Raw genomic sequence first — 22,570 nt, 5'->3', positions numbered from 1 at the left:
GATCTCTCGTCAGCGGGAGGCGAATTCTACAGCGTTACACGCTGCTGTCAACACCTCTTTTTCAACTTCCTGGCCGCCTCGATGAACTGAAGCAACTCACTGCCGAAAACATCATAACTCATTGTTTACCAAGGAGTTTTACGTTTCTACTGTGCCGGAAGTGGGGCGAATTATAGACAGATATAATTCGCCGTCAACACCTAATTTGGATTTTCTATCAATTTGCCTAAAACACCCTACTTTTTTCTATATATAGAGCTAACCGTGGAAAATTGAGCAATATATTGCCCAACTGCAAACAGTTAAGCATGATAGTGCCTTCCGCTTCTCTACTAAGAACTAAGACCTCGGACAAACAACTCAATGACCACTTCCCCCCGCAGCCTGGCCTCGGCATTGTTTCCTGTCGGCTTGCTGCTGATCGCCATGGCATCTATTCAGTCCGGTGCCTCGTTGGCAAAAAGCATGTTCCCCATCGTCGGCGCGCAAGGCACCACCACCCTGCGCCTGATTTTCGCCAGCGTGATCATGTTGCTTCTATTACGCCCATGGCGCGCCAAACTGACGGCCAAGTCTCTGCGCACCGTCATCATCTACGGGATGGCGCTGGGTGGAATGAACTTCCTCTTCTATATGTCCTTGCGCACCGTTCCCCTGGGCGTTGCGGTAGCCCTCGAGTTCACCGGACCGCTCGCTGTAGCTATCTATGCCTCTCGCCGAGCGGTGGACTTTTTATGGATTGGCCTCGCGGTCACCGGCCTTCTCTTATTGATCCCGACCGGCGAGGCCGGCAACGGCATCGACCTGACCGGTGCCGCCTATGCGCTGGGTGCCGGTGTCTGCTGGGCACTGTACATCCTGTTTGGTCAGAAGGCCGGTAACGACAATGGCGTCCAAACCGCCGCCCTCGGTGTAATGATTGCCGCCCTGTTTGTTGCGCCGATCGGCATCGTCCATGCCGGCACTGCGCTGCTGACGCCGGCGCTGATTCCCGTCGCCATTGGTGTCGCCATTTTATCCACCGCCCTGCCCTATACCCTGGAAATGGTTGCCCTCACCCGCCTTCCGGCGCGCACCTTCGGCACGTTGATGAGCATCGAACCCGCGTTTGGCGCACTTTCCGGCCTGCTCTTCCTGCATGAGCACTTGTCACTGGCGCAATGGCTGGCCATCACCTGCATCATCCTGGCTTCCGTAGGCGCCACCCTGACGATGCGCAACGAATCCAAACCCCTGGTGCCGGCCGATTGATCCTCGTCAAAAGGTAGCTCTGGTATTTGGCCTTCATTTAGGCCATGTTTAGCCGGCACACAAATGTCACTTATGGAGAACTTCGACAAGGACAGCCTTAACGCTACATTCGAGAGCGAGTAAAGCCTGCACCTCGCCTTTTGCGACGCGGCTATAAGGATAGGAATGAAACGAATTTTGATACTGTTAATGGTCATTGGCATAGCTGGCTGTGCTGCGACCACCAAGACAGAAGTGAAACGGGGCAAAAAAGGGCTGCATATCAACTGTTCCGGCCTGTCCTCTTCCTGGGACCAGTGCTACACCAGTGCGTCCAATTCATGCGGCGCCAAGGGCTATCGGGTTATCGCAAAATCCGGTGACAACTCCGAGGAGCCAGGGGACTACCCCTTTGGACTCAATCCGGCCGGCTATACCAGCCGCAGCATGATCGTGATCTGCAAGTAACGCCCCGAGCAGTCCCACGCCGACTGCTCTTATTAAATTCCTGGCACGACCCTGCCCCTTCGCAACACTGCGTCTAAACTCCTGTTCGCCCCTTGAGCCAACGGAGTTCTCATGACGCCCAACAAGAAAATCGTATTGGTAGTCGGTGCCGGCGACGCTACCGGCGGCGCCATTGCCAAGCGTTTCGCCCGCGAAGGCTATGTGGCCTGCGTCACCCGCCGCAGCGCCGACAAACTGCAGCCCCTGGTAGACAACATCCGCTCCACAGGCGGGGAGGCCCATGGTTTTGCCTGCGATGCGCGCAAAGAAGAAGAGGTCATTGCCCTGATCGAACAGATCGAAACAGAGCAGGGCCCCATCGAAGCGTTCGTCTTCAACATCGGCGCCAACGTGCCGTGCAGCATTCTGGAAGAAACCGCCCGTAAGTACTTCAAGATCTGGGAGATGGCCTGCTTCTCCGGTTTCCTGAATGCTCGTGAAGTGGCCAAACGCATGGTGACTCGCAACCGCGGCACGATCCTGTTCACCGGTGCCACCGCAGGTTTGCGCGGAGGCGCCGGGTTTGCCGCATTCGCCGGCGCCAAGCACGGCATCCGGGCGCTCGCGCAAAGCATGGCGCGAGAGTTGGGCCCCCGAAACATCCATGTCGCCCATGTGGTGGTGGACGGAGCCATCGACACTGACTTCATCCGTGACAATTTCCCACAGAAGTACGCGCTTAAAGATCAGGACGGCATCCTCAATCCTGACCACATCGCCGACAACTATTGGTACTTGCACAGCCAACCCCGTGACGCCTGGACCTTCGAGCTGGACCTGCGCCCCTGGAACGAACCCTGGTAAGCACGCCTCACAACAATAAACAGCGAGCATCGACCATGAGTAAAACCCTGGAGTTTTTCTTCGACCTCGGCAGCCCGGCCACTTACCTGGCCTACACCCAGCTACCTGCGTTGTGCGCCGAAACCGCGACGCAACTGGTGTATCAACCCATGCTGCTGGGCGGCGTGTTCAAAGCCACCGGCAACGCATCGCCGATCACCGTCCCAGCCAAAGGTCGTTACATGTTTGAAGACCTGGCGCGATACGCCAAGCGCTACAACGTGCCACTCAGGTTCAACCCACACTTCCCCATCAACACCTTGGTATTGATGCGCGCAATTACCGGCATGCAAATGCACCAGCCTGAACGTTTCCAAGCCTTAATCGACTGCCTGTTCCGTGCCCTCTGGGTAGAAGGCCGGCATCTGGGTGATCCCGACGTCGTGGCCAGCGTACTCACCGAGCATGACTTTGATGCGCAGAAGGTGCTGGCCCTAGCCAACGAGGACGCCGTAAAAACCGCCCTCAAGGATAAAACCGAACAAGCCATTCAGCGCGGCGTGTTCGGTGCACCCAGCATGTTTGTAGGCAACCAGCTTTTGTTCGGTCAGGACCGTCTGGAATTCGTGCGTGAAGCGCTCAGCTAAATAGCCGCTGTACGCACCTGCAACCACTCCAGGGCGGCACCACTGAGCAACGGGCTCAAACGCTTACGCACCTCAACGTGGTAAGCGTTGAACCACTCGCGCTCGTCTGCCGTCAGCAACGACGGTTCCAGGCAACGGGTGTCGATCGGGCACAAGGTCAGGGTTTCAAACTTGAGGAACTCACCAAACTCGGTCTTGCCCGCTTCACGGTTCAATACCAGGTTCTCGATGCGTACCCCCCAACGACCTGGACGATAGGTACCCGGCTCGATCGAAGTAATCATGCCCGGCTGCATGGCGGTCTGCGGCGCGGTGGCAGCTTGATAGGCAATCACCTGCGGACCTTCGTGCACATTCAGGAAATAGCCTACGCCGTGACCGGTACCATGGCCGTAATCCACACCCTCGGCCCAGATCGGCGCACGCGCGATCGAGTCCAGCAGTGGCGACAGAATGCCCTTGGGGAAGTGCGCCCTGGACAGGGCGATCACGCCCTTGAGCACGCGCGTGCAATCACGCTTCTGCTCGGCGCTCGGCGTACCGATCGGTACCATCCGCGTGATATCCGTAGTACCGCCCAGGTACTGGCCGCCCGAATCGATCAGCAACAGGCCATCACCTTCAATGACCGCATGCTCTTCTTCAGTCGCGTGGTAATGGGGCATGGCACCGTTGGCATTGAACGCGGCAATGGTATTGAAACTCAGCGACACATAATCAGGGCGACGAGTGCGCGCAGCCGTCAGGTGTTCATCAATGGTCAGTTCGGTAATCCGCTCGCGACCTAGCGCACTGTCCAACCAGGTAAAGAATTCGCACAACGCGGCGCCGTCCTGCTCCATGGCTCGGCGGATGTGTTCCGCATCGGCCAGGCTCTTACGGGACTTGGCCAGGGTGGTCGGGTTCAGCCCTTCCACCAGCTTGACGCCAGCATCGAGGTTTTCCAGCAAACCGGCAGTCACGCGCGCCGGATCAACTTGCAGGCTTGTCCCCGACGGCACGGCACGCAGCGCTTGCGCCACTTCGTTGTAGTCACGCAACGTGACACCGTCCTGCGCCAGTGCAGCCCGCAGTTCGCCATCCACTTTGTCCAGCGCCACGAACAAGGTGGCCTGCTCCTGGTTGATCAAGGCAAAGGATACGAATACCGGGTTGAACGACACATCGCCACCGCGCAGGTTGAACAACCAGGCGATGTCATCCAGGGTGGCGATGAAATGCCAATCGGCGCCCTTCTCTTTCAAACTGGCACGCAGGGTGGCGAGTTTTTCGCCACGGCTGACAGTGGCTTGCGGTGGCAGATGTGGGTAGATCGGCTGGTTCGGCAGCGTTGGACGGTCTATCCAAATCTCATCCAGAAGGTCAATATCCGTGCGCAAGCGCGCAGCGCGTTCTGCCAGCTTTGCACTCAAGGTGCGTGCCGAGGCCACGGCCATGACCGCGCCATCCACCGCCACTACGCCACCTTCCGGAGTTTGCTCGGCTAGCCATTCCAACGGGCCGGGTTGGCCTGGCTGCAACTTCACCAGTTCGATGCCGCTGCCCTTGAGTTCCTTGGTCGCCTGTTCCCAGTAACGGCTGTCGGCCCACACACCGGCAAAGTCAGCCGTGACAATCAAGGTCCCCACCGAACCATGGAAGCCCGACAACCATTGGCGCCCTTGCCAGTAACCCGGCAAGTATTCGGACAAGTGTGGGTCCGCCGATGGCACCAGCAAGGCGTGAATGCCCTCGCGCTTCATCAATTCACGGGTATGCGCCAGGCGCTGGGGAACCGTTCCATGGGTCAAAGGCTGCGTACTCATTGTGTCTCCTGCTAACCACTCATAATTGTTATGTGAATCAAACGGCCCAGAACGCGGGTGCACTGGCCTGGGCTGCCTTGATCAATTGCACGGCTGTGTCGATATCCTGCTCGGTGGTGAACCGGCCCAGGCTCAAGCGAATGGTACGGCCGGCGCTGCGGGCGTCATGCCCCAGGGCCAGAAGCACATGGGATGGCGCATTGCTCGCCGAATTGCATGCCGAAGTCGCCGAAAAGGCAATACCGGCACTGAGTGCACCAGCGTTGAATTCACCCTCAGTGAACGTCAGGCTGAGTGTGTGGGGAATGCGCTGCGTCGGGCTGCCATTGAGGCGCACGCCAGCCAGGGATTCCAGTTGGTCGAGCAGACGCTGACGCAACGCAACGATCGTAGCCTTCTCTGCGGTGAAGGACTGCGCCGCCAGTGCGAAAGCCGCCCCCATTCCCGCGATCTGGTGAGTCGCCAGCGTGCCGGAGCGCAAGCCGCCCTCGTGGCCACCGCCGTGAATCTGCGCCAGCACCTTCTGCTGCGCACGCGGGCCAACGTACAGCGCACCGATGCCCTTGGGGCCGTACAGTTTGTGCGCGGAAAACGACATCAGGTCCACCGGCCACTCAGCCAGGTCGATGGCGACCTTGCCGGCCCCCTGCGCCGCATCCACATGCAGCAACGCGCCATGTTCACGCACCCGCGCACCGATGGCGGGGATGTCGTTCAAGGTGCCCAGTTCGTTGTTGACCAGCATCAGCGACACCAGAAAGGTGTCCTCGCGCAACGCCTCACTCACGGCGTCGGTGCTGATCAAGCCTTCGGCATCCGGCACCAGGTAGGTCACGGCCACCCCGGCTTCCTGCAACTGCCGCGTGGTGTCCAGCGTGGCCTTGTGTTCGATCTGGCTGGTGATGATATGCCCACCCGCCACCCCGCGCGCCTGGGTCACGCCCTTGATCGCAAGGTTGTTGGATTCAGTGGCGCCGGAGGTCCAGACGATCTGTTCTGGGCTGGCACCGACCAATTCGGCCACCTGGCGACGCGCCTGTTCAACCGTTTGCCGGGCCGCCTGGCCAAACGCATGGGAGCTGGACGCCGGGTTGCCGAAGTTGGCATTGAAGCCCAGACACTCGACCATCACTTGGATAACCCGCTCATCCACCGGCGTGGTGGCGGCGTAGTCGAAATACAACGGACGTTTATTCATGACGTTAAAGACTCGCAGAGCGTGTTCCTGAGAGCAACGTCTCAGGGGCATCGATGGGAACAGAGATCGTCAGGTTTAACCGATCGAATGCCATTGAAGAAGGATCACTGTAGGCAAATGTGCGTAGGAACGCTCCTGAAATCCAGCTTAACAGGCTGAAGTGACGTCTTGGCAAACAAAAAGCCCGAAGTTCCTTGTGGGAAACCTCGGGCTTTTTGCCGCTGGTAACAGGCTCAACTGGGACGACCCTGCAGCGTCACGCTGCGCTCGGCGTTCATTTCGCCCTGATGATCAAAGCCCAAGGGCTTCTGTGGCTGGACCGTCAGTGCGGCGCGCTGCTGTTGATATTCGTCAAAGGACAGGCCGCGACGGCTAAGCGCTTCCAGGGCTAATTCCTTGGTCTCTTCGGCCGTATAAGGGCGCAATTCAGGCGATGGATGGGTCGCACAACCGGCGAGGACAGAGCTGACAACTAATAAGCAAACAGCGAGAAAACGGTTCATGGCGAAGGACCTGCGAAGGAGGTTTAAAGTCAATGAACACAGGCTACTCCCCCCCATTCGTGGTTAAAAATCACCGCCCGTGATAGTCGCTATCAACCATTCAGGCACCTTAGATAACAAATAGATCATATTCATTTACGATCTATAAATATGGAAATACGTTCATTTACGGAATAACCGTAACCTTCTATAAAGGGTTCCACAGCACACCCCACTGTTCGTCACGCAACTGTTGCCCAGGCAACAGCCATTCAACAAAACATCAGGCACACAACAGCTTCATTTTTCAGCAGCGTGGCCGCAGCCCTTACCCATCAAGGCTTCCAGCCGTTGGTACAGCTCTTGCTCAAGCCGTTGCACTGCTACGAACCCCTGTTGAAGAAGGAACTGTTCATGACCCGTCCCCTGAATGTCGTTGCCCTGTCCGGCGGAACCTGGCGCCCGTCCCGCACCCTGGTGCTGACCCAAGCCGTGCTGGCCGAACTGGCGACCCTGTTGCCAATCCAAACCACCCTGATCGAATTGGGTGACATTGCCCGGCCGCTGGGTGGTGCGCTGTCCCGTGATGAATTGCCGGCCGAGGTGGAATCCCAACTGTTGACCATCGAACAGGCCGACCTGCTGATTGTCGCCGCGCCGGTTTATCGCGGTTCCTACCCAGGCCTGCTCAAGCACCTGTTCGACCTGGTCGGCCTCAACGCCCTGATCAACACGCCGGTACTGCTCGCGGCCACGGGTGGCAGCGAACGCCATGCGCTGGTCCTCGATCACCAACTGCGCCCACTGTTCAGCTTCTTCCAGGCGCTGACCCTGCCGATCGGTGTGTACGCCACCGAGTCCGACTTCACCGACTACCAGATAACCAGCGAGCCTCTGAAAGGCCGCATACGCCTTGCCGCAGAACGCGCAGCGCCTTTGTTCGCCGCGCACGCCCCTTCTCTGCTGAAAATTGCCTAAGGATTGGTCATGGACGTTTTCTGGTTTTTACCGACACACGGCGACGGCCACTACTTGGGCACCACTCAAGGCGCTCGACCCGTCACGCTCAATTATTTGAAGCAAGTCGCCCAGGCAGCTGACAGCCTGGGTTACCACGGCGTGCTGATTCCTACCGGGCGTTCGTGCGAAGACTCTTGGGTCATCGCCTCGGCACTGGTGCCGCTGACCGAACGTCTGCGCTACCTGGTGGCGATCCGTCCGGGCATCATCTCGCCCACCGTATCCGCACGCATGGCGGCCACCCTGGATCGCTTGTCCAATGGTCGCCTGCTGATCAACGTGGTCACTGGTGGGGACCCCGACGAAAACCGTGGCGACGGCAGCTTCCTCAATCACAGCGAACGCTATGAAGTCACTGACGAGTTCCTACGTATCTGGCGCCGCGTACTGCAGGGCGAATCAGTAGATTTCGAAGGCAAGCACCTACGCGTACAGAACGCCAAGGCCCTTTACCCACCGGTACAGAAGCCTTACCCGCCGCTGTACTTCGGTGGTTCCTCCGACGCCGCCCATGACCTCGCTGCCGAACAAGTGGACGTCTACCTGACCTGGGGCGAGCCGCCCAGCGCCGTCGCGGAAAAACTCGCGGATGTACGTGAGCGTGCCGCCCGCCATGGTCGCACCGTAAAGTTCGGTATTCGCCTGCACGTAATCGTGCGTGAAACCGAAGAGGACGCCTGGAAAGCCGCCGACAAGCTGATCGAACACATCAGCGACGACACCATCGCCGCCGCGCAAAAATCCTTCTCGCGCTTTGACTCCGAAGGGCAGCGCCGCATGGCCGCCTTGCATGACGGGCGTCGCGACAACCTGGAAATCGCCCCCAACCTGTGGGCCGGCGTCGGTCTGGTACGTGGCGGTGCCGGTACGGCCTTGGTAGGCAACCCTCAGCAAGTGGCCGAACGCATCAAGGAATACGCCGACCTGGGCATCGACAGCTTCATCTTCTCCGGCTATCCGCATCTAGAAGAGGCTTATCGCTTTGCCGAGTTGGTGTTCCCGTTGCTGCCGGAGCCTTATGCCAGCCTCGCTGGACGCGGCGTCACCAACCTCACAGGGCCGTTTGGCGAAATGATTGCCAACGATGTATTGCCAACGACAAAGGCCCGAGCGCAGTGAGATCAGCGTTATGTGGGAGCGGGCTTGCCAGCTCCCACATTTGGCCCCCATTGCCAAATAGACATTGAGGAAACCCCGTGACAGCCAAACCCCACAGCGTCCTGCCCTCTCCCTTTCAGACCGCCAAGCGGCTAGCCGCCGAATTCGCCCTCACTGCCGTCGAGCGTGACGAACGCGGCGGTACACCCAAGACCGAGCGTGACGCCCTGCGCCAGAGCGGCTTGCTCGCCTTAAGCATTCCTACGCAATACGGTGGCCTCGGCGCACGCTGGAGTGAGACCCTGGGCATCGTGCGCGAGTTCGCCAAGGTCGACAGCTCCATCGCCCATGTCTTCGGCTTCCATCACTTGATGCTTGCTACCCTGCGCCTGTTTGCGCGCCCGGACCAATGGCAACCCTGGTTCGAACAGACCGCACGCAAAAACTGGTTCTGGGGCAACGCTCTCAACCCCTTGGACACGCGTACGGTGGTCAAGGACTTCGGCGGTTGGCGCGAGTTTTCCGGCAAAAAAAGCTTCTGCTCCGGCGCCAGCGACTCGGAAATGCTCATCGCCTCAGCCGTGGATGAAAGCGCCGGAGGCAAGCTGTTGATCGCCGCCATTCCCAGCGGGCGCAGCGGCATCACGCTGCATAATGACTGGAACAATATCGGCCAGCGCCAGACCGACAGCGGCAGCGCCAGCTTCGAGCGGGTGCGCGTCGAGGAGTCGGAACTGCTGCTCGATCCCGGCCCGCTGAGCACGCCTTTCGCCTGCCTGCGCCCGCTGATCGCCCAACTAACCTTCACCCACATGTTCCTCGGCATTGCCGAAGGCGCCTTTGAAGAAGCGCGCAATTACACCCTCACAGAAACCCGCCCATGGCACAAATCCACGACCGACGATGTACGCCAGGACCCTTACGTGCTGCATCACTACGGCGAGTTCTGGGTGGCGCTGGAGGGCGTGCGCCTGCTGGTGGAGCGCGCTGCCGAATTGCTCGATCACGCCTGGGCCAAGGGCTCCAGCCTCAGCGAACACGACCGCGGCCAACTGGCTATTGCGATCGCCACCGCCAAGGTCGCCGCCACACATCAGGGCCTGGACTTATGCAACCGCCTGTTTGAAGTCACCGGCGCCCGCTCTACCCACGCGTCACTGCGCCTGGACCGCCATTGGCGCAACCTGCGCACCCAAACCCTGCACGACCCGGTGGACTACAAACTCCACGAACTGGGGGATTGGGCATTGAACCAATCCCTGCCGATTCCGACGTTCTACTCCTGAGAGAGGTGCCCATGCAGCTTTTGACCCTACCGCCCTCGCCCGCCCTCGCGACCTCGATCCGCGCCACGGCCCAGGTCTTCGAAGACCCCAAATCCCAGGCACTGCTCGACCACATCCAACAAGTGGCGCCCAGCGAAGCCAGCGTGCTGATCATCGGCGAGACCGGCACCGGTAAAGAACTGGTGGCGCGGCATATCCATAACCTCAGCGCACGGCGCAACCGACCCTTCGTGGCGGTGAACTGCGGGGCGTTTTCCGAATCCCTGGTGGAGGCCGAACTGTTCGGCCATGAAAAAGGTGCGTTTACCGGCGCCCTTAGCGCCAAGGCCGGCTGGTTCGAAGAAGCCGATGGCGGCACGTTGTTCCTGGATGAAATCGGCGATTTGCCGATGGCGATCCAGGTCAAGCTGCTGCGTGTCCTACAGGAGCGCGAAGTGGTGCGCCTGGGCTCACGCAAGAGCATTCCGATTGACGTGCGGGTACTTGCTGCCACCAATGTACAACTGGAAAAGGCCATCAATGCCGGACATTTCCGCGAAGACCTCTACTACCGTCTGGATGTGGTCAGCCTGGAACTCAGCCCGCTACGCGAGCGCCCCGGCGATATCCTGCCGCTGACCCGGCATTTCATCGAAGCCTATAGCCAGCGCCTGGGCTACGGCCCGATCACCATCAGCCGCGAAGCCGAGCACAAGCTCAGGAACTACAGCTGGCCGGGCAATATTCGCGAGCTGGAAAACGTGATTCACCACACCCTGCTGATCTGCCGCAACGGTGTGATCGAGCGCGACGATTTGCGTTTGTCGAACATGCGCATCGAGCGCCAGGACGACAGCCAGCATGCCGTCGACAACAGTGCCGAAGCCTTGCTCGAACGCGCCTTCCAAAAACTCTTCGAGGAACAGGCCGGTGCCCTGCATGAAAAGGTCGAAGACACCCTGCTGCGCGCCGCCTACCGTTTCAGCCACTACAACCAAGTACATACCGCCAACCTGCTGGGCCTGAGCCGCAACGTCACACGCACCCGCCTGATCAAGATCGGCGAACTGGCGGTAAACAAACGCCGTCCTGGGGAGAATGTGCAGGGCGAGCGGATGCTGCATCTATCCATTTAGGCGGCAGTGCAAGGCGTTGTCATGGCTGCGCTCAAAGCTGCGCAGCACTTGGAACGAACCGAAGGTCACCGCCGTGGCCTGATGGGCGCGAATCAGCGTCCAGAAATCCTCCTCGCCGTGCTCAAAGCATTTGAACGCCGCCTCGCCCTCCTCACGCGAGCGCCATTGCAGGTAATTGAGCACCCGTCGCCCGTCGTCACTGACTTGCACACTCGCATTGATAAACCCGCCATGGCCCTGGGCCAAGCGTTCACTCTGGGTGGACAAGGCTGCCACCAAGGCGAGTTGTTGCTGGGGTTCGACCTGGAATTCGATCAATTGAGTGAAGCCGCGATTTTTCTCTGATACCTGCATGAATACACCCCTTCATCTGTAGGCAGAATCTTGCGATTCGATGCCCCGCAGGGTAAAACCTCTAGTTAAGTCAAGGTCAAGCGTTGTTTCGGAGATTTTCATGCTGAACAAAGAACTTACCGTAGGCCAGTTGGCGACCCGCAGTGGCGTCGCCGTCACAGCCCTGCACTTCTACGAAACCAAGGGGCTGATCAAAAGCAACCGCAATGCCGGCAACCAACGGCGTTACCCACGGGATGTGTTGCGGCGGGTGGTGGTGATCAAGATCGCCCAGCGCCTGGGTATTCCATTGGCAACGATTGGGGAAGCGCTGCAAACCTTGCCCGATGGGCGTACGCCCACGGCGCAGGATTGGGAGCGTTTGTCGGCGCTATGGCGCGAAGACCTGGATGAGCGCATCAACAAGCTGACGCTGCTGCGGGACAAGCTCAATGGTTGTATTGGCTGCGGGTGTTTATCGTTGGAGGCCTGCCCCTTGCGTAATCAGGATGACCAGTTGGGTGAGCGCGGGCCGGGGGCTCAATTGCTTGAACCCACCCCACAGTCCTGAGCTGGGCAACCGGTAAATGTGGGAGGGGGCTTGCCCCCGATAGCAGTCTTTCAGCCACTGCAGAGGTGACTGACATCCCGCCATCGGGAGCAAGCCCCCTCCCACATTTGATTGGTGCAGGGCTTAGAAACCGGGGGCAATCTGGCCTTTGTAGCGGGTCAGGATGAACTGGCGCACCTCATCGGAATTCAACGCCTTGGCCAGTTTCTGGATGCGTGGGTCGTTGAGGTTGTCGGGCCGCGCCACCAGATACTCGACATACAAGGGCTTGCCCTTCTCCACGATCAACGCACTGTTGGTGTCGATCCCCGCTTCCAAGGCGTAGTTGGCAAACACAAACGCCAGGTCCACCTGGCTCACTGAGCGGGCGAGCAAGGCACCTTCCAGCTCGCGGATTTTCAGGTGTTTTGGGTTCTCGGCAATATCACGCGGGGTGCTGAGGGTGTTGCTCGGGTCCTTGAGCTTGATCAGCCCGGCTTCATCCAGCAACACCAGCGCACGGCCGGTGTTGACCGGGTCGTTGGGGATCGACACAGTGGCGCCGTCTTTCAATTCAGCGATGTTCTTGATCCGCGTCGAATAAGCCCCGAACGGCTCTATATGCACGCCCACCACCGGCACCAGGTCGGTGTGGCGGGTCTTGTTGTAATCATCGAGGAACGGACGGTACTGGTAATAGTTGGCGTCGATATTTTTCAGCGCCAGCTGCTGGTTGGGTTGGATGAAGTCGGTGAAAACTTTGATCTGCAGGTCCACGCCCTCCTTGGCCAGCACCGGTTTGACGAATTCAAGGATCTCCGCGTGGGGCACGGGCGTGGCACCCACCACCAGTTTCTCGTTGGCAAACGCGTTCAACGACAGGACAGCAGCCAAAATGGCCAGGGATTTTTTCATACATGCTCCGAAGACAGTAGCTATAGGAATTAACGACGGCTGTAACGCGCCACCAAACGATCACCGGTCATTTGCAGGGCCTGTACCAGCACCAGCAAGAGCACCACGGTGACCACCATCACGTCGGTCTGGAACCGTTGGTAGCCATAGCGAATCGCCAGGTCACCCAGGCCACCCCCGCCAATCACCCCAGCCATCGCGGTGTAGTCCACCAACACGATCGCGGTGACGGTCACCGCCGCCAGCAAGCCACCCCGGGCTTCCGGCAGCAGCGTGTGGCGAATCACCTGCCAGGTACTGGCGCCCATGGACTGGGTCGCCTCCACCACGCCGCGATCGACTTCGCGCAACGCGGTTTCCACCAGCCGCGCAAAGAACGGCGTGCACCCCACCACCAGCGGCGGGATGGTGCCCGGTACGCCAAGGGACGTGCCCACCAGCAAGGTGGTCAGCGGTATCAACACAATCAGCAGAATGATGAACGGCAGCGAACGCAGCACGTTGACCACCACCGACAGCAGTCGATAAACCACCAGCGCTTCGTGCAACTGACGCTTGCCAGTGAGAAACAGCAGCACGCCCAGCGGCAACCCCAACAGCACGGTGAAACCGAGGGCAGCAGCCAGCATGCTCAGGGTTTCGAGGCAGGCCTGGCCGATGTCGGCCCAGTAGATGTTCTTGAACAGTTCGGCCATGGATCACGACCAGTCGTGGCGCGGCGGCTTGGCGCCATTGAGCAGCCAGTTGCCCACCACGTGGTATTTCCAGCGCACCGGGTCGTGCAAGGTGTGTACCCGCGCGTTACGCCAGTGCCGGTCAAAGTTGTGCTTCTTCAACGTCGAACGGGTGCCGCCCAGTTCAAACAGCTTGTTGCTGGCCTCGATGGCAATTTCAGTAGTGAGCACCTTGGCCCGGGCCACGGCCAGGGAGGCATGGGCGACGTTGTCTTCATTCGGCGCCGGGCGTGCAGCATCGAGGGCGAAACCTGCACGTTCCAGCAGGGCTTCGGCGGCTTCCAGGCGGATATCCAGGGCGCCGACCTGAATGATGGTCAACGGGTCCTCACTGGCTCTTTCCACGCCGGCGTCGATCCACGGCCGAGCGAACTGCTGCACGAACTGCACGGTGTCACGCAGCGCAGCGCGGGCAATGCCGGCGTCGATCGCGGCGGTGGTCAGTTGTGCGAAAGGACCGGCCAGAGTCGGTGAATCGTAGGATTTATGCGTAGGAAACAGATTGAACGCTGGCACCCGCAAACCCTGCGCCAGCACAGTACCGCTGGAGGTGGTGCGCTGGCCCATGCTGTCCCAATCGTCGACGACCACCAGACCTTCGGTGCCTCGTTTCACGAAGGCCAACTGCGCATTCTGCTGTTCATCCAGCGCCAGCACCGCCAGCCAGTGGGCGTACAACGAACCGGTGCAATACCCCTTGCGGCCGTTGATCACATAGCCATCGCCTTCACGGCGGATCGTAGCCTGGATGTCCTGCACGTGCTTGCCGCCGGTTTCCGACAGCGCATTGGCAAAACGATGGCCTTGCAAGGCCAGGCCAAAGAAATGCGCTTGTTGTTCCGGCGTGCCTTGCAGGCGAATGTCCTCCAGCAGGCAGTAGTGGTTCTGTGGGATTTGCCCCAGTGAAGGATCGGCCGCCGAGATAATCGCGATCACCTGGGCGAGCACCGCGTAGGACACCTGCGCCCCACCGAACTCACGCGGCACGCTGATACCCCACAAGCCGCTGTTGGAATACAGGTCAACCACCTCGGCGGGCACCTGACGGATGCGGTCACGTTCGGCGTCCTGCTCCAGCAATACAGCGGCGACACGGTGCGCCACGGCAATCGCCTCGGCTTCATCACGGATCAGGTCAGCGTGGGGCGTGTGGATCGGGTAATCGGCAGACACAGGCAGTACAGGCATACAACGCTCTCGGGCGAATGGTTTGCCTGGGGCATTGCAGCTTCTGTGCCGAGCCCTGAATCAGGCGATTTGGCGATAAAAACCTGAGCCAACCTCGCTCTTGGCGCAGCAAATTGCCCGTTCACTGTTGCCTGGGCAACACCTCGTCGGTTGCCCGCAGGCCGCGACTGACGTGGCCTATAGTGAAAAGGCCGTACCTCCATAACCACAACCAAAGGAGAACGAAATGAGCGTTAAACCTATTCCTGAGGGTTATCACAGCATCACGCCTTATCTGGGTATTGAAAAAGCATCGGAAGCCATCGACTTTTACAAGAAGGCATTCGACGCCATCGAAGTCATGCGCATGCCAATGCCCGACGGTAGAATCGGCCATGCCGAACTGCGCATCGGTGATTCGGCGTTGATGATGGCGTCACCCTGCGGCCAGATGGAATTCGGCAGCCCCGGGAAAGAGCCCACCAGTGTCTGCCTGCATCTGTATGTCCCGGATGTCGACAAACAATTCAAGCAGGCCGTCGCAGCCGGCGCCACAGTGATCTCGGAGCCCAAGGATCAGTTCTACGGCGACCGTTCCTGCACCTTGAAAGACCCGTATGGCCATATGTGGTTTCTGGCCACGCGCAAAGAGGACCTGACCCCAGAACAGATCCGCCAGCGCGCTGACGAGATGTTCAAGCAAGGCTAATCAACAGGAGCCGGCTCGCCGGCTCCTACACACTTCATGAACACCCCTTCCACGCTTTCCCTCTTGCCCCGAACACGGGGTGATTCCAGGATGCAGGCAATCATCACAAGGAGTCATTCCATGTTCGCCGGCTTCCAAAAAGACCAGTGCCACGTCAACGGCGTCAGCATCAGTTACCGCAAAGGCGGTAGCGGTCCCGGCCTGCTCCTGCTGCACGGGCACCCGCAAACCCACGTCATCTGGCACAAAGTCGCCGAACAATTGGCCGAGCACTTCACCGTCGTGGCGGCAGACCTGCGTGGTTACGGCGACAGCAGCAAGCCACCAGCCAATGACCGGCACACACACTATTCGAAACGCGAGATGGCCCGCGACGGCGTCGAGCTGATGCAGGCGTTGGGCTTCGACACCTTCTCGGTGCTGGCCCATGACCGTGGCGCCCGTGTCGCTCATCGCCTGGCGCTGGACCATCCCCAGGCGGTGCAGCGCATGGTGCTGCTGGATATCGCACCGACCTTGTCGATGTACGCACAAACCAATGAAGTTTTCGCCCGCGCCTACTGGCACTGGTTCTTCCTGATCCGTCCGGCGCCGCTGCCCGAAACCCTGATCGAGAGTAATCCCGAGCTGTACCTGCGCAGCGTGATGGGCAGCCGCAGCGCCGGGCTCAAGCCATTCACCGATGCAGCCTTCGCTGAATACCTGCGCTGCCTGCAACTGCCCGGCAGCGCCACGGGTATTTGCGAAGACTACCGTGCCGCCGCGGGTATCGACCTTGAGCATGACCAGGCCGACATCGATGCCGGCAACCCTCTGACCCTGCCGCTGCTGGTGTTGTGGGGGGCAGAAGGCACTGTTGGACGCTGTTTCGAGCCGCTCAAGGAATGGCAGAAAGTCGCCACCGATGTGCGTGGCAAGGCCTTGCCGGCCGGCCATTACATCGCCGAAGAGGCCCCCGAACTGTTGCTGGTCGAAGTCCTGCCCTTTTTGTGCTGAGTGCTATTCTGGCGGCTCATGCCGCCACGTCTGTTTCTGATGACCCATAAGAAAGATACCGTGCCCCTACCCGAAGACCTGCGGGTGTTCCTGACCGTGATCCGCAAGGCCGGCTTCGCGGCCGCCGCCGATGAGCTGGGGCTATCGCCGGCGTATGTCAGCAAGCGCATCCAGATCCTCGAAACCACCCTCGCCACCCGGCTGCTGCATCGCACCAGCCGCCGCATCGCCTTGACCGAAGATGGCGAACGGGTGCAACGCTGGGCTGTGCGCATCCTCGAAGACTTCCAGCAACTGTCCGATGAGCTTTCCGAGGCCCACGACAGCCCCCGTGGCCACCTGCATTTGTGCAGCAGCTTCGGTTTTGGCCGCAACCATGTGGCCCCCGCCCTGTCGTTGCTGGCCGAGCAGTACCCGGGCCTGGAGATCCGCCTGGACCTGTTCGACCGCGTGGTGGACATCGTCAGCGAAGGCTTTGACCTGGAGATTCGTGTAGGCGATGACATTCCCGGCCAGCACATCGGCCGGCAGTTGGTGAGCAACCGCCGCATACTCTGCGCTGCACCGGCGTACTTGCAACGCCAAGGCACGCCGCAGCAGTTGAGCGAGCTGGAACAACATGACTGCCTGGTGATCAAGGAGCGTGACAACGCATTCGGCATCTGGAACCTGGAGCACAACGGTGCCCCGGAAAGCGTGCGCGTACGCGGGCCGTTGTCCTCCAACAATGGCGAAATCGCGTTGCAATGGGCGTTGGATGGGCGCGGGGTGCTACTGCGCTCGATGTGGGACGTGAAACCGTTGCTGGAGCAAGGCCGACTGGTGCAAGTGCTGCACGGCTACACCCAGAGTGCCAATGTGTGGGCGGTGTATCCGACACGGTTGGCGTACTCCGGGAAGTTGAGGGCATGCGTGGAGTTTTTGCAGGAGCACTTCAAAGGACTTTCTATTTGACCCCAATCCGGGCCTGTAAACCCTATCGACTGTGGGAGGGGGCTTGCTCCCGATTACGGTGGATCAGCTACTGATGGATTGACTGAAAGTCCACTATCGGGAGCAAGCCCCCTCCCACAGTTTGAACCGCGACCTGTCAGTTGAACCAAGGGTTGGCCGCAAGATGCCGCTGCTCAAACGCCATGATCTGCTCACTACGCTGCAACGTAGTACCAATCGCATCCAACCCCAGCAGCAACGCAGTCTTACGCAAAGTATCGATCTGAAACCCGATCACCTCGCCATCCGCCAAACGAATCTGCTGCTGCTCCAGGTCCACACTGATCTGTGCCTGGTCGGCCTGGCTGACGGTCTGCCCGAGTGTCTGCAACACCCCTTCGTCCAAGGTGATCAACAGCACCCCGTTACGCTGGCAGTTGTCATAGAAAATCCCGGCAAAGCTGCTACCGATGAGCGCGCGAATGCCCATCTGTTTCAGGCCCCACACCGCGTGCTCACGGCTGGAACCGCAGCCGAAGTTCGGCCCCACTACCATGAAACTTGCACACTGCCATGCCGGCTGGTTCAGCACGAATTCAGGGTTGGGTTCGCCGGAAGGCAGGAAGCGCAAATCGAAGAACAACCCACGGTCCAGGCCGCTGCGGTCGATGCCCTTGAGGAACTGCTTGGGCATGATCACATCGGTATCGATATTCGCCGCCAACATGGGCGCGGCCTTGCCGGTGACCAGCGTGAACGGTTGCAGGCTCATAGGCGGTCTCCAAAGTGGCGAATGTCAGTCAGGCGGCCAGTGATCGCGGCGGCGGCGACCATCGCCGGGCTCATCAGGTGAGTGCGTGCACCGGCACCCTGGCGGCCTTCGAAGTTGCGGTTGGTGCTGGAGGCGCAACGGTCGCCGGGGGCCAGCACGTCGTCGTTCATGGCCAGGCACATTGAGCAGCCCGACTGGCGCCACTCAAAACCTGCCTCTATAAAGATCGCGGCCAGCCCTTCGGCTTCGGCCTGGTCGCGCACTTCGGTGGAGCCCGGCACGATCATCGCCCGCACATGTTCGGCCACGTGCTTGCCACGCACCACACGGGCAGCATCGCGCAGGTCTTCGATGCGCGCATTGGTACACGAGCCGATAAACGCATGGCTGATCACGATATCGCTCAGCGGCATGCCGGCTTGCAGGCCCATGTAGTTGAGGGCGCGGCGCATGTCGGCGCGCAGGATCAGGTCGCTGACCGCCTGCGGGTCGGGCACGCGGGTGCCGATGGGCGCGGCCTGGTCGGGGCTGGTGCCCCAGGTGACCATGGGCTCCAGCGCGGTGGCATCCAGTTGTACTTCCCGATCGAACACAGCATCGGCATCCGAATGCAGTCGGCGCCAGCTCACCAGGGCTTGTTCCCACAATTCGCCCTTCGGCGCGCGGGGCTTGCCCTTGAGGTAGGCGAAGACTTTTTCGTCCGGCGCCATGAACGCGCCACGCGCACCCGCCTCCACCGCCATGTTGCAGATGGTCATGCGTGCCTCGACGCTCAAGGCATCGAGGGTGGAACCACGAAACTCGATGGCGTAACCCGTGGCGCCGGACGCACCGATCTTGCCAATCAACGCCATGATCACGTCCTTGGACGTCAGGCCCTTGGCCAACGCACCATCGACGGTCACACGCAGGGTTTTCAGGCGCTTATAGACCAGTGTCTGCGAAGCCAGCAGGTGCTCGATTTCCGAGGTGCCAATACCGAAGCCGAACGCACCGAGGGCGCCGTAAGTGGTGGTGTGGCTGTCACCGGCGGCGATCACCATGCCCGGCAGGATAAAGCCCTGCTCCGGCGCGATGACATGTTCAATACCTTGGCGCTTGTCGAGGATATCCAGTAACTCGATGCCGAAGTCCCGGCAGTTCTCCGCCAGGTACGACACTTGCCGCGCACCGCCCGCATCCGGCATCGCCGCGATGCGCTTGGGCGTGGTCGGGTTGACATGATCGACCACCGCCAATGCCGTTCCGGGCCGCCACACGTGGCGTCCGGTCTCGCGCAGGCCGCTGAATGCCTGGGGGCTGGTGTATTCGTTGATCACCTGACGATCGATATACAGCAAGACATGGCCCTGATCATCCAGGGCACACACCGTATGGGAGTCGATGTGTTTGTCGTAGAGGGTTCTGGCAGTCATTTTTCTTAGGGCTCACTCAACGGTGTACACCCATCCTACGCAGCGCCTGGCCCCCATCAATGGCGCCTGGGTGATGCCTGGGAACATGGTTCGTGTTCGATCCAGCAACCCCGAAACATTTTCTTTCATTTCCCGCTTAGGGATTTCCCATTCTCATCCGTCTTAACTTAGATACAGCCCGTCGCGTCAGCAAAAGCTACGACCGGCCTTTTCCGGGCCTCCTTCGCCCCCTCCGATCAAGACCCGCATTCACATGTCGAAGAAGTCACGCTCAAAACTCTGGTTTCTCGTCCACAGCTGGCTGGCATTGCCCATCTGGTTCTTTGTACTGATCGTCTGCGTCACCGGCACCCTGGCGGTGGTCAGCCAGGAGATCGTGTGGCTGGCCAACCCGGACATCCGTGCCAGCAAACCGTCAGATGACGCGCAGGTACTGAGCTTTGACCAGGTGATCGCCGCCATCAAACAGGCCGAGCCCCAGGTCATCGTGCAGTCGATCATCCGCCCGGATGAATCGCACTTCGCCCTGAGTGTCGACCTCACCTATCCCGACGGACGTTCGGTGGAGGTCTACGTCAACCCGTATTCCGGGGCGATCCAGGGCATCAGCCCGTCGTTCAACTTCAAGCAATTCACCCGCGCCCTGCATGGCTGGTGGTTGGTGCCGTTCACCAACGGTTACAGCTGGGGCTGGTACCTGGTCTCGCTGCTCGGCCTGCCGCTGCTGGCTTCATTGATCACGGGACTGGTGGTGTACAAGCGTTTCTGGAAGGGTTTTCTCAAACCGACCCTGCGCATCCGCCACGGCGCACGGATTTTCTGGGGCGACTTCCACCGCCTCAGCGGCATCTGGTCGATCTGGTTCATTGCAGTCATTTCCATCACCGGCACCTGGTTCCTGATCCAGGCGATCCTGGGTGACAACCAGATCTCCATCTCCAGCGAACCCATCGTGCCGGTGATCGCCCGGGAGAAAGTGCCGATGTCGGCGCCCGGTGTGCCGGCGCCGATGATCTCTCTGGACAACGCGATCAAGATTGCCGGCGAACGCATCCCAGGGCTGGACGCCACCTTCGTGTTCCTGCCCAGCAATGCCTATAGCCACCTGCAAATCGGCGGGCGCGGCTGGTATCCGTTGATGTTCCAGACCGCGCAACTGAACCCTTATGACGGTGAAATCGGTGTTTCGCACCTGCTGTCCGACCGTACCCCGCTGGAGTTCGTCACCGAATCCATGCGCCCCTTGCACACCGGCGACTTCGGCGGCCTGTGGATCAAACTGATCTGGGCGTTCTTCGGCCTGGTGCTGAGCATGATGGTGCTGAGCGGCCTGCTGATCTGGACCAAACGCACCGCCCTGGCCACCCTCAATGCCCTCAAGCGCGAGGCCAAGGCCCCGCGCCAACCGGCACCGATCCAGGCGTTGCACGCTGAAACCACGGAGGGCAACTGATGAGCAAGGTCGTCACGGCTGCACCGGTTTCGCCACTGCGGGCCTTTTGGCTGAAATGGCGCTTCCACATCAACATCCTGTTGATCCTGGTGCCGCTGGGGTTCATGCCCCGCTATTTTTCCGAGGCCGCGCTGTTTCGCGGCGACACCGGCATCGGCGAACGCGTGGCCGGTGAAGTGCAGGTCGGCCCCTGGAGCCTGACCCTCGCCGAGTTTCGCAACGAAGGCCCACGCCCGGACCCGGCCGGCCCGATGAAGTTTTTCAACGCTGCCCTGTGTGCCACCTGCACCCAACAGGTCAAGGCCACCTACCTACGCATCGGCAAGCCGCGCAGCCTGCGGGCCGCCGGGGTGATCTTCTTCGGCACGCCGTACCGCATGGGTGCGCTGCTGCCAGTGCCGGAACGCACGCCTGTCGACGCCGAACTGTGGGTCACCATGGAAGGCTGGGACGGCAGCATGCACCAGGGTTCCATCCCGCTGAGCCAGGCATCGCCTGCCACCATTGCCTGGCTGAACAAGCAAGGAGTTAAACCATGACTTTGATGCGTCTACCCCGCGCCGCGCTATTGCTCTGCGTCGGTTTCAGCAGCGTGGCCCTGGCCCACAACCCGATGTGCGAATGCAAGGAAATCGCCGGCGAGCAGATCCAGTGCACCGGTGGTTTCTCCGACGGCAGCGGCGCCCCGGGCGTGACCCTGGATGTGATCGGCTACGACGAGACCATCCTGCTGCCCGGCAAGCTCGGCCAGGATTCGACCCTGACATTCAAGAAGCCCTCCGCCGAGTTCTACGTGCTGTTTGACGCCGGCCCCGGCCACGTCGTGGAAATCGATCAAGCGGATATCCAGCCCCAATGAGTACCACACAGGTTGTACGCCCCGCCGGGGCCGGCCATGAAACCCTCTACGTGTTGCTGCTATGCCTGATCATCCTCGCCGTGGCCGCCACCGTAGTGACCCTGCATGGCGAAACCCAGGAGATCGCCGCCGTGCCCAGCCATCAGCTGGATGCCCGCCGCGACCTGAGCCCCGCCGAGCAAGGCATCTACGCCGACTTGAGGGTGACCCTCGACGAAATCCAACTGCTGCTGCAGGAGCAAGACGCCCTGCCGACGCCTGAACAACTGGCCAAGGAAGGGTTTGAGCCGTTTGCCCAGGACGCCAGCTCGGTCAGCCGCGGCGATCATCACTGGCAATTGCTCGAGCCTTCGGCCTACCTGGGCGTGACCCAGGCGCCCAGCATCAGCGGCTCACTGCTGATGCGTGTGCACGGTGCCGAACCGGATATCTGGCTCAATCGCCAGGCCAACCTCGCCGTCCCCTCCGACCTTACTGACCAGGCGCTGATCGCGGCCGGCTGGCAGCAAGTGGTCGCGCAATTCGATGCCGGCGTCACCCGCCAGCACCGTCACTGAACGAGA

The 22,570-nt window shown here is 60.4% G+C and carries 25 protein-coding genes; 16 read left to right on the top strand and 9 right to left on the bottom strand.

Annotated elements, in window-relative coordinates; all coding sequences use genetic code 11:
- Positions 1–363 precede the first annotated feature (363 nt).
- The 4 genes from rhtA to AC07V4_RS26340 all read left to right on the top strand — a co-directional run bounded on the left by rhtA (position 364) and on the right by AC07V4_RS26340 (position 3,167).
- Positions 364–1,251 (top strand): threonine/homoserine exporter RhtA, encoded by an 888-nt coding sequence (gene rhtA / locus AC07V4_RS26355; RefSeq protein WP_492638699.1) that lies wholly within the window; start codon positions 364–366, stop codon positions 1,249–1,251.
- Positions 1,252–1,416: 165 nt separating this feature from the next.
- A complete protein-coding gene (locus AC07V4_RS26350; RefSeq protein WP_431750217.1) occupies positions 1,417–1,698 on the top strand; it encodes a hypothetical protein in 282 nt (93 codons plus the stop codon).
- A 111-nt stretch (positions 1,699–1,809) separates the two neighbouring features.
- Complete coding sequence (locus AC07V4_RS26345; protein ID WP_492638698.1) at positions 1,810–2,541, top strand: SDR family oxidoreductase; 732 nt, start codon at positions 1,810–1,812, stop codon at positions 2,539–2,541.
- A 35-nt stretch (positions 2,542–2,576) separates the two neighbouring features.
- Positions 2,577–3,167 (top strand): 2-hydroxychromene-2-carboxylate isomerase, encoded by a 591-nt coding sequence (locus tag AC07V4_RS26340; RefSeq protein ID WP_492638697.1) that lies wholly within the window; start codon positions 2,577–2,579, stop codon positions 3,165–3,167.
- Here the strand turns inward: AC07V4_RS26340 and AC07V4_RS26335 are convergent.
- The 3 genes from AC07V4_RS26335 to AC07V4_RS26325 form a co-directional block, all read right to left on the bottom strand.
- A complete protein-coding gene (locus AC07V4_RS26335) occupies positions 3,164–4,972 on the bottom strand; it encodes an aminopeptidase P family protein (protein WP_492638696.1) in 1,809 nt (602 codons plus the stop codon). The two genes, AC07V4_RS26340 and AC07V4_RS26335, sit on opposite strands and share 4 nt — an antisense overlap.
- A gap of 37 nt (positions 4,973–5,009) precedes the next feature.
- Positions 5,010–6,170: a cysteine desulfurase family protein gene (locus AC07V4_RS26330; RefSeq protein ID WP_492638695.1), complete on the bottom strand. Its 1,161-nt coding sequence runs from the start codon at positions 6,168–6,170 to the stop codon at positions 5,010–5,012.
- Positions 6,171–6,403: 233 nt separating this feature from the next.
- On the bottom strand, positions 6,404–6,673 hold the full coding sequence (locus tag AC07V4_RS26325) for a hypothetical protein (protein WP_492638694.1): 270 nt from the start codon (positions 6,671–6,673) through the stop codon (positions 6,404–6,406).
- 393 nt (positions 6,674–7,066) lie between these two features.
- On the opposite strand from AC07V4_RS26325, the gene msuE reads away from it, so the two are divergent.
- The 4 genes from msuE to AC07V4_RS26305 all read left to right on the top strand — a co-directional run bounded on the left by msuE (position 7,067) and on the right by AC07V4_RS26305 (position 11,171).
- Positions 7,067–7,630: an FMN reductase gene (gene msuE, locus AC07V4_RS26320; RefSeq protein ID WP_492638693.1), complete on the top strand. Its 564-nt coding sequence runs from the start codon at positions 7,067–7,069 to the stop codon at positions 7,628–7,630.
- A gap of 9 nt (positions 7,631–7,639) precedes the next feature.
- Complete coding sequence (gene ssuD, locus AC07V4_RS26315) at positions 7,640–8,791, top strand: FMNH2-dependent alkanesulfonate monooxygenase (RefSeq protein ID WP_492638692.1); 1,152 nt, start codon at positions 7,640–7,642, stop codon at positions 8,789–8,791.
- A gap of 77 nt (positions 8,792–8,868) precedes the next feature.
- Complete coding sequence (locus AC07V4_RS26310; RefSeq protein WP_492638691.1) at positions 8,869–10,056, top strand: acyl-CoA dehydrogenase family protein; 1,188 nt, start codon at positions 8,869–8,871, stop codon at positions 10,054–10,056.
- A gap of 11 nt (positions 10,057–10,067) precedes the next feature.
- Positions 10,068–11,171, top strand: coding sequence for a sigma-54 interaction domain-containing protein (locus AC07V4_RS26305; protein WP_492638690.1), 1,104 nt, complete (start codon positions 10,068–10,070; stop codon positions 11,169–11,171).
- Here the strand turns inward: AC07V4_RS26305 and AC07V4_RS26300 are convergent.
- Positions 11,160–11,525, bottom strand: a complete 366-nt coding sequence (locus AC07V4_RS26300; RefSeq protein WP_492638689.1) for an antibiotic biosynthesis monooxygenase — start codon at positions 11,523–11,525, stop codon at positions 11,160–11,162. The genes AC07V4_RS26305 and AC07V4_RS26300 overlap by 12 nt on opposite strands.
- Before the next feature lie 100 nt (positions 11,526–11,625).
- Between AC07V4_RS26300 and soxR the strand changes: the two genes are divergently transcribed.
- Positions 11,626–12,075 (top strand): redox-sensitive transcriptional activator SoxR, encoded by a 450-nt coding sequence (gene soxR, locus AC07V4_RS26295; RefSeq protein WP_492638688.1) that lies wholly within the window; start codon positions 11,626–11,628, stop codon positions 12,073–12,075.
- Positions 12,076–12,198: 123 nt separating this feature from the next.
- On the opposite strand, the gene AC07V4_RS26290 is transcribed toward soxR, so the two are convergent.
- From AC07V4_RS26290 to AC07V4_RS26280, 3 genes are read right to left on the bottom strand one after another with little or no spacing between them, the layout of a single operon-like run.
- Positions 12,199–12,969, bottom strand: coding sequence for a MetQ/NlpA family ABC transporter substrate-binding protein (locus AC07V4_RS26290; protein ID WP_492638687.1), 771 nt, complete (start codon positions 12,967–12,969; stop codon positions 12,199–12,201).
- 29 nt (positions 12,970–12,998) lie between these two features.
- A complete protein-coding gene (locus AC07V4_RS26285; protein WP_016980232.1) occupies positions 12,999–13,664 on the bottom strand; it encodes a methionine ABC transporter permease in 666 nt (221 codons plus the stop codon).
- Positions 13,665–13,667: 3 nt separating this feature from the next.
- Complete coding sequence (locus AC07V4_RS26280) at positions 13,668–14,891, bottom strand: SfnB family sulfur acquisition oxidoreductase (protein WP_492638686.1); 1,224 nt, start codon at positions 14,889–14,891, stop codon at positions 13,668–13,670.
- A 226-nt stretch (positions 14,892–15,117) separates the two neighbouring features.
- Here AC07V4_RS26280 and AC07V4_RS26275 point away from each other — a divergent pair, with 226 nt between their 5' ends.
- The 3 genes from AC07V4_RS26275 to AC07V4_RS26265 all read left to right on the top strand — a co-directional run bounded on the left by AC07V4_RS26275 (position 15,118) and on the right by AC07V4_RS26265 (position 17,529).
- A complete protein-coding gene (locus tag AC07V4_RS26275) occupies positions 15,118–15,579 on the top strand; it encodes a VOC family protein (RefSeq protein ID WP_492638685.1) in 462 nt (153 codons plus the stop codon).
- A 120-nt stretch (positions 15,580–15,699) separates the two neighbouring features.
- The gene (locus AC07V4_RS26270) at positions 15,700–16,575 is read left to right on the top strand and encodes an alpha/beta fold hydrolase (protein WP_492638684.1); all 876 of its coding nucleotides are present in this window, start codon (positions 15,700–15,702) and stop codon (positions 16,573–16,575) included.
- A gap of 39 nt (positions 16,576–16,614) precedes the next feature.
- Complete coding sequence (locus AC07V4_RS26265) at positions 16,615–17,529, top strand: LysR substrate-binding domain-containing protein (RefSeq protein ID WP_492638700.1); 915 nt, start codon at positions 16,615–16,617, stop codon at positions 17,527–17,529.
- A 136-nt stretch (positions 17,530–17,665) separates the two neighbouring features.
- Here AC07V4_RS26265 and leuD read toward each other — a convergent pair whose 3' ends face one another.
- Both leuD and leuC read right to left on the bottom strand, forming a co-directional pair.
- On the bottom strand, positions 17,666–18,280 hold the full coding sequence (leuD, locus tag AC07V4_RS26260; protein ID WP_492638683.1) for a 3-isopropylmalate dehydratase small subunit: 615 nt from the start codon (positions 18,278–18,280) through the stop codon (positions 17,666–17,668).
- Entirely contained in the window at positions 18,277–19,695 is a 1,419-nt protein-coding gene (gene leuC / locus AC07V4_RS26255) for a 3-isopropylmalate dehydratase large subunit (protein ID WP_492638682.1), read from the bottom strand. Before leuC ends, leuD begins: the two co-directional genes overlap by 4 nt.
- Positions 19,696–19,948: 253 nt before the next feature.
- Here leuC and AC07V4_RS26250 point away from each other — a divergent pair, with 253 nt between their 5' ends.
- Genes AC07V4_RS26250 through AC07V4_RS26235 form a run of 4 tightly spaced genes read left to right on the top strand, consistent with a single transcriptional unit; the run spans position 19,949 to position 22,564 of the window.
- Positions 19,949–21,148, top strand: coding sequence for a PepSY-associated TM helix domain-containing protein (locus tag AC07V4_RS26250; RefSeq protein WP_492638681.1), 1,200 nt, complete (start codon positions 19,949–19,951; stop codon positions 21,146–21,148).
- Complete coding sequence (locus AC07V4_RS26245) at positions 21,148–21,687, top strand: PA2404 family protein (protein WP_492638680.1); 540 nt, start codon at positions 21,148–21,150, stop codon at positions 21,685–21,687. The genes AC07V4_RS26250 and AC07V4_RS26245 overlap by 1 nt, the downstream gene beginning before the upstream one ends.
- Positions 21,684–22,007, top strand: a complete 324-nt coding sequence (locus tag AC07V4_RS26240; protein ID WP_492638679.1) for a hypothetical protein — start codon at positions 21,684–21,686, stop codon at positions 22,005–22,007. Before AC07V4_RS26245 ends, AC07V4_RS26240 begins: the two co-directional genes overlap by 4 nt.
- The gene (locus AC07V4_RS26235) at positions 22,004–22,564 is read left to right on the top strand and encodes a DUF6162 family protein (protein ID WP_492638678.1); all 561 of its coding nucleotides are present in this window, start codon (positions 22,004–22,006) and stop codon (positions 22,562–22,564) included. The genes AC07V4_RS26240 and AC07V4_RS26235 overlap by 4 nt, the downstream gene beginning before the upstream one ends.
- Positions 22,565–22,570 lie beyond the last annotated feature (6 nt).

The organism is Pseudomonas sp. GW821-FHT03A09 (assembly GCF_059421065.1).
The sequence above is the reverse complement of the archived record's forward strand: the minus strand, read 5'-3'. Positions and strand labels throughout refer to the sequence as shown.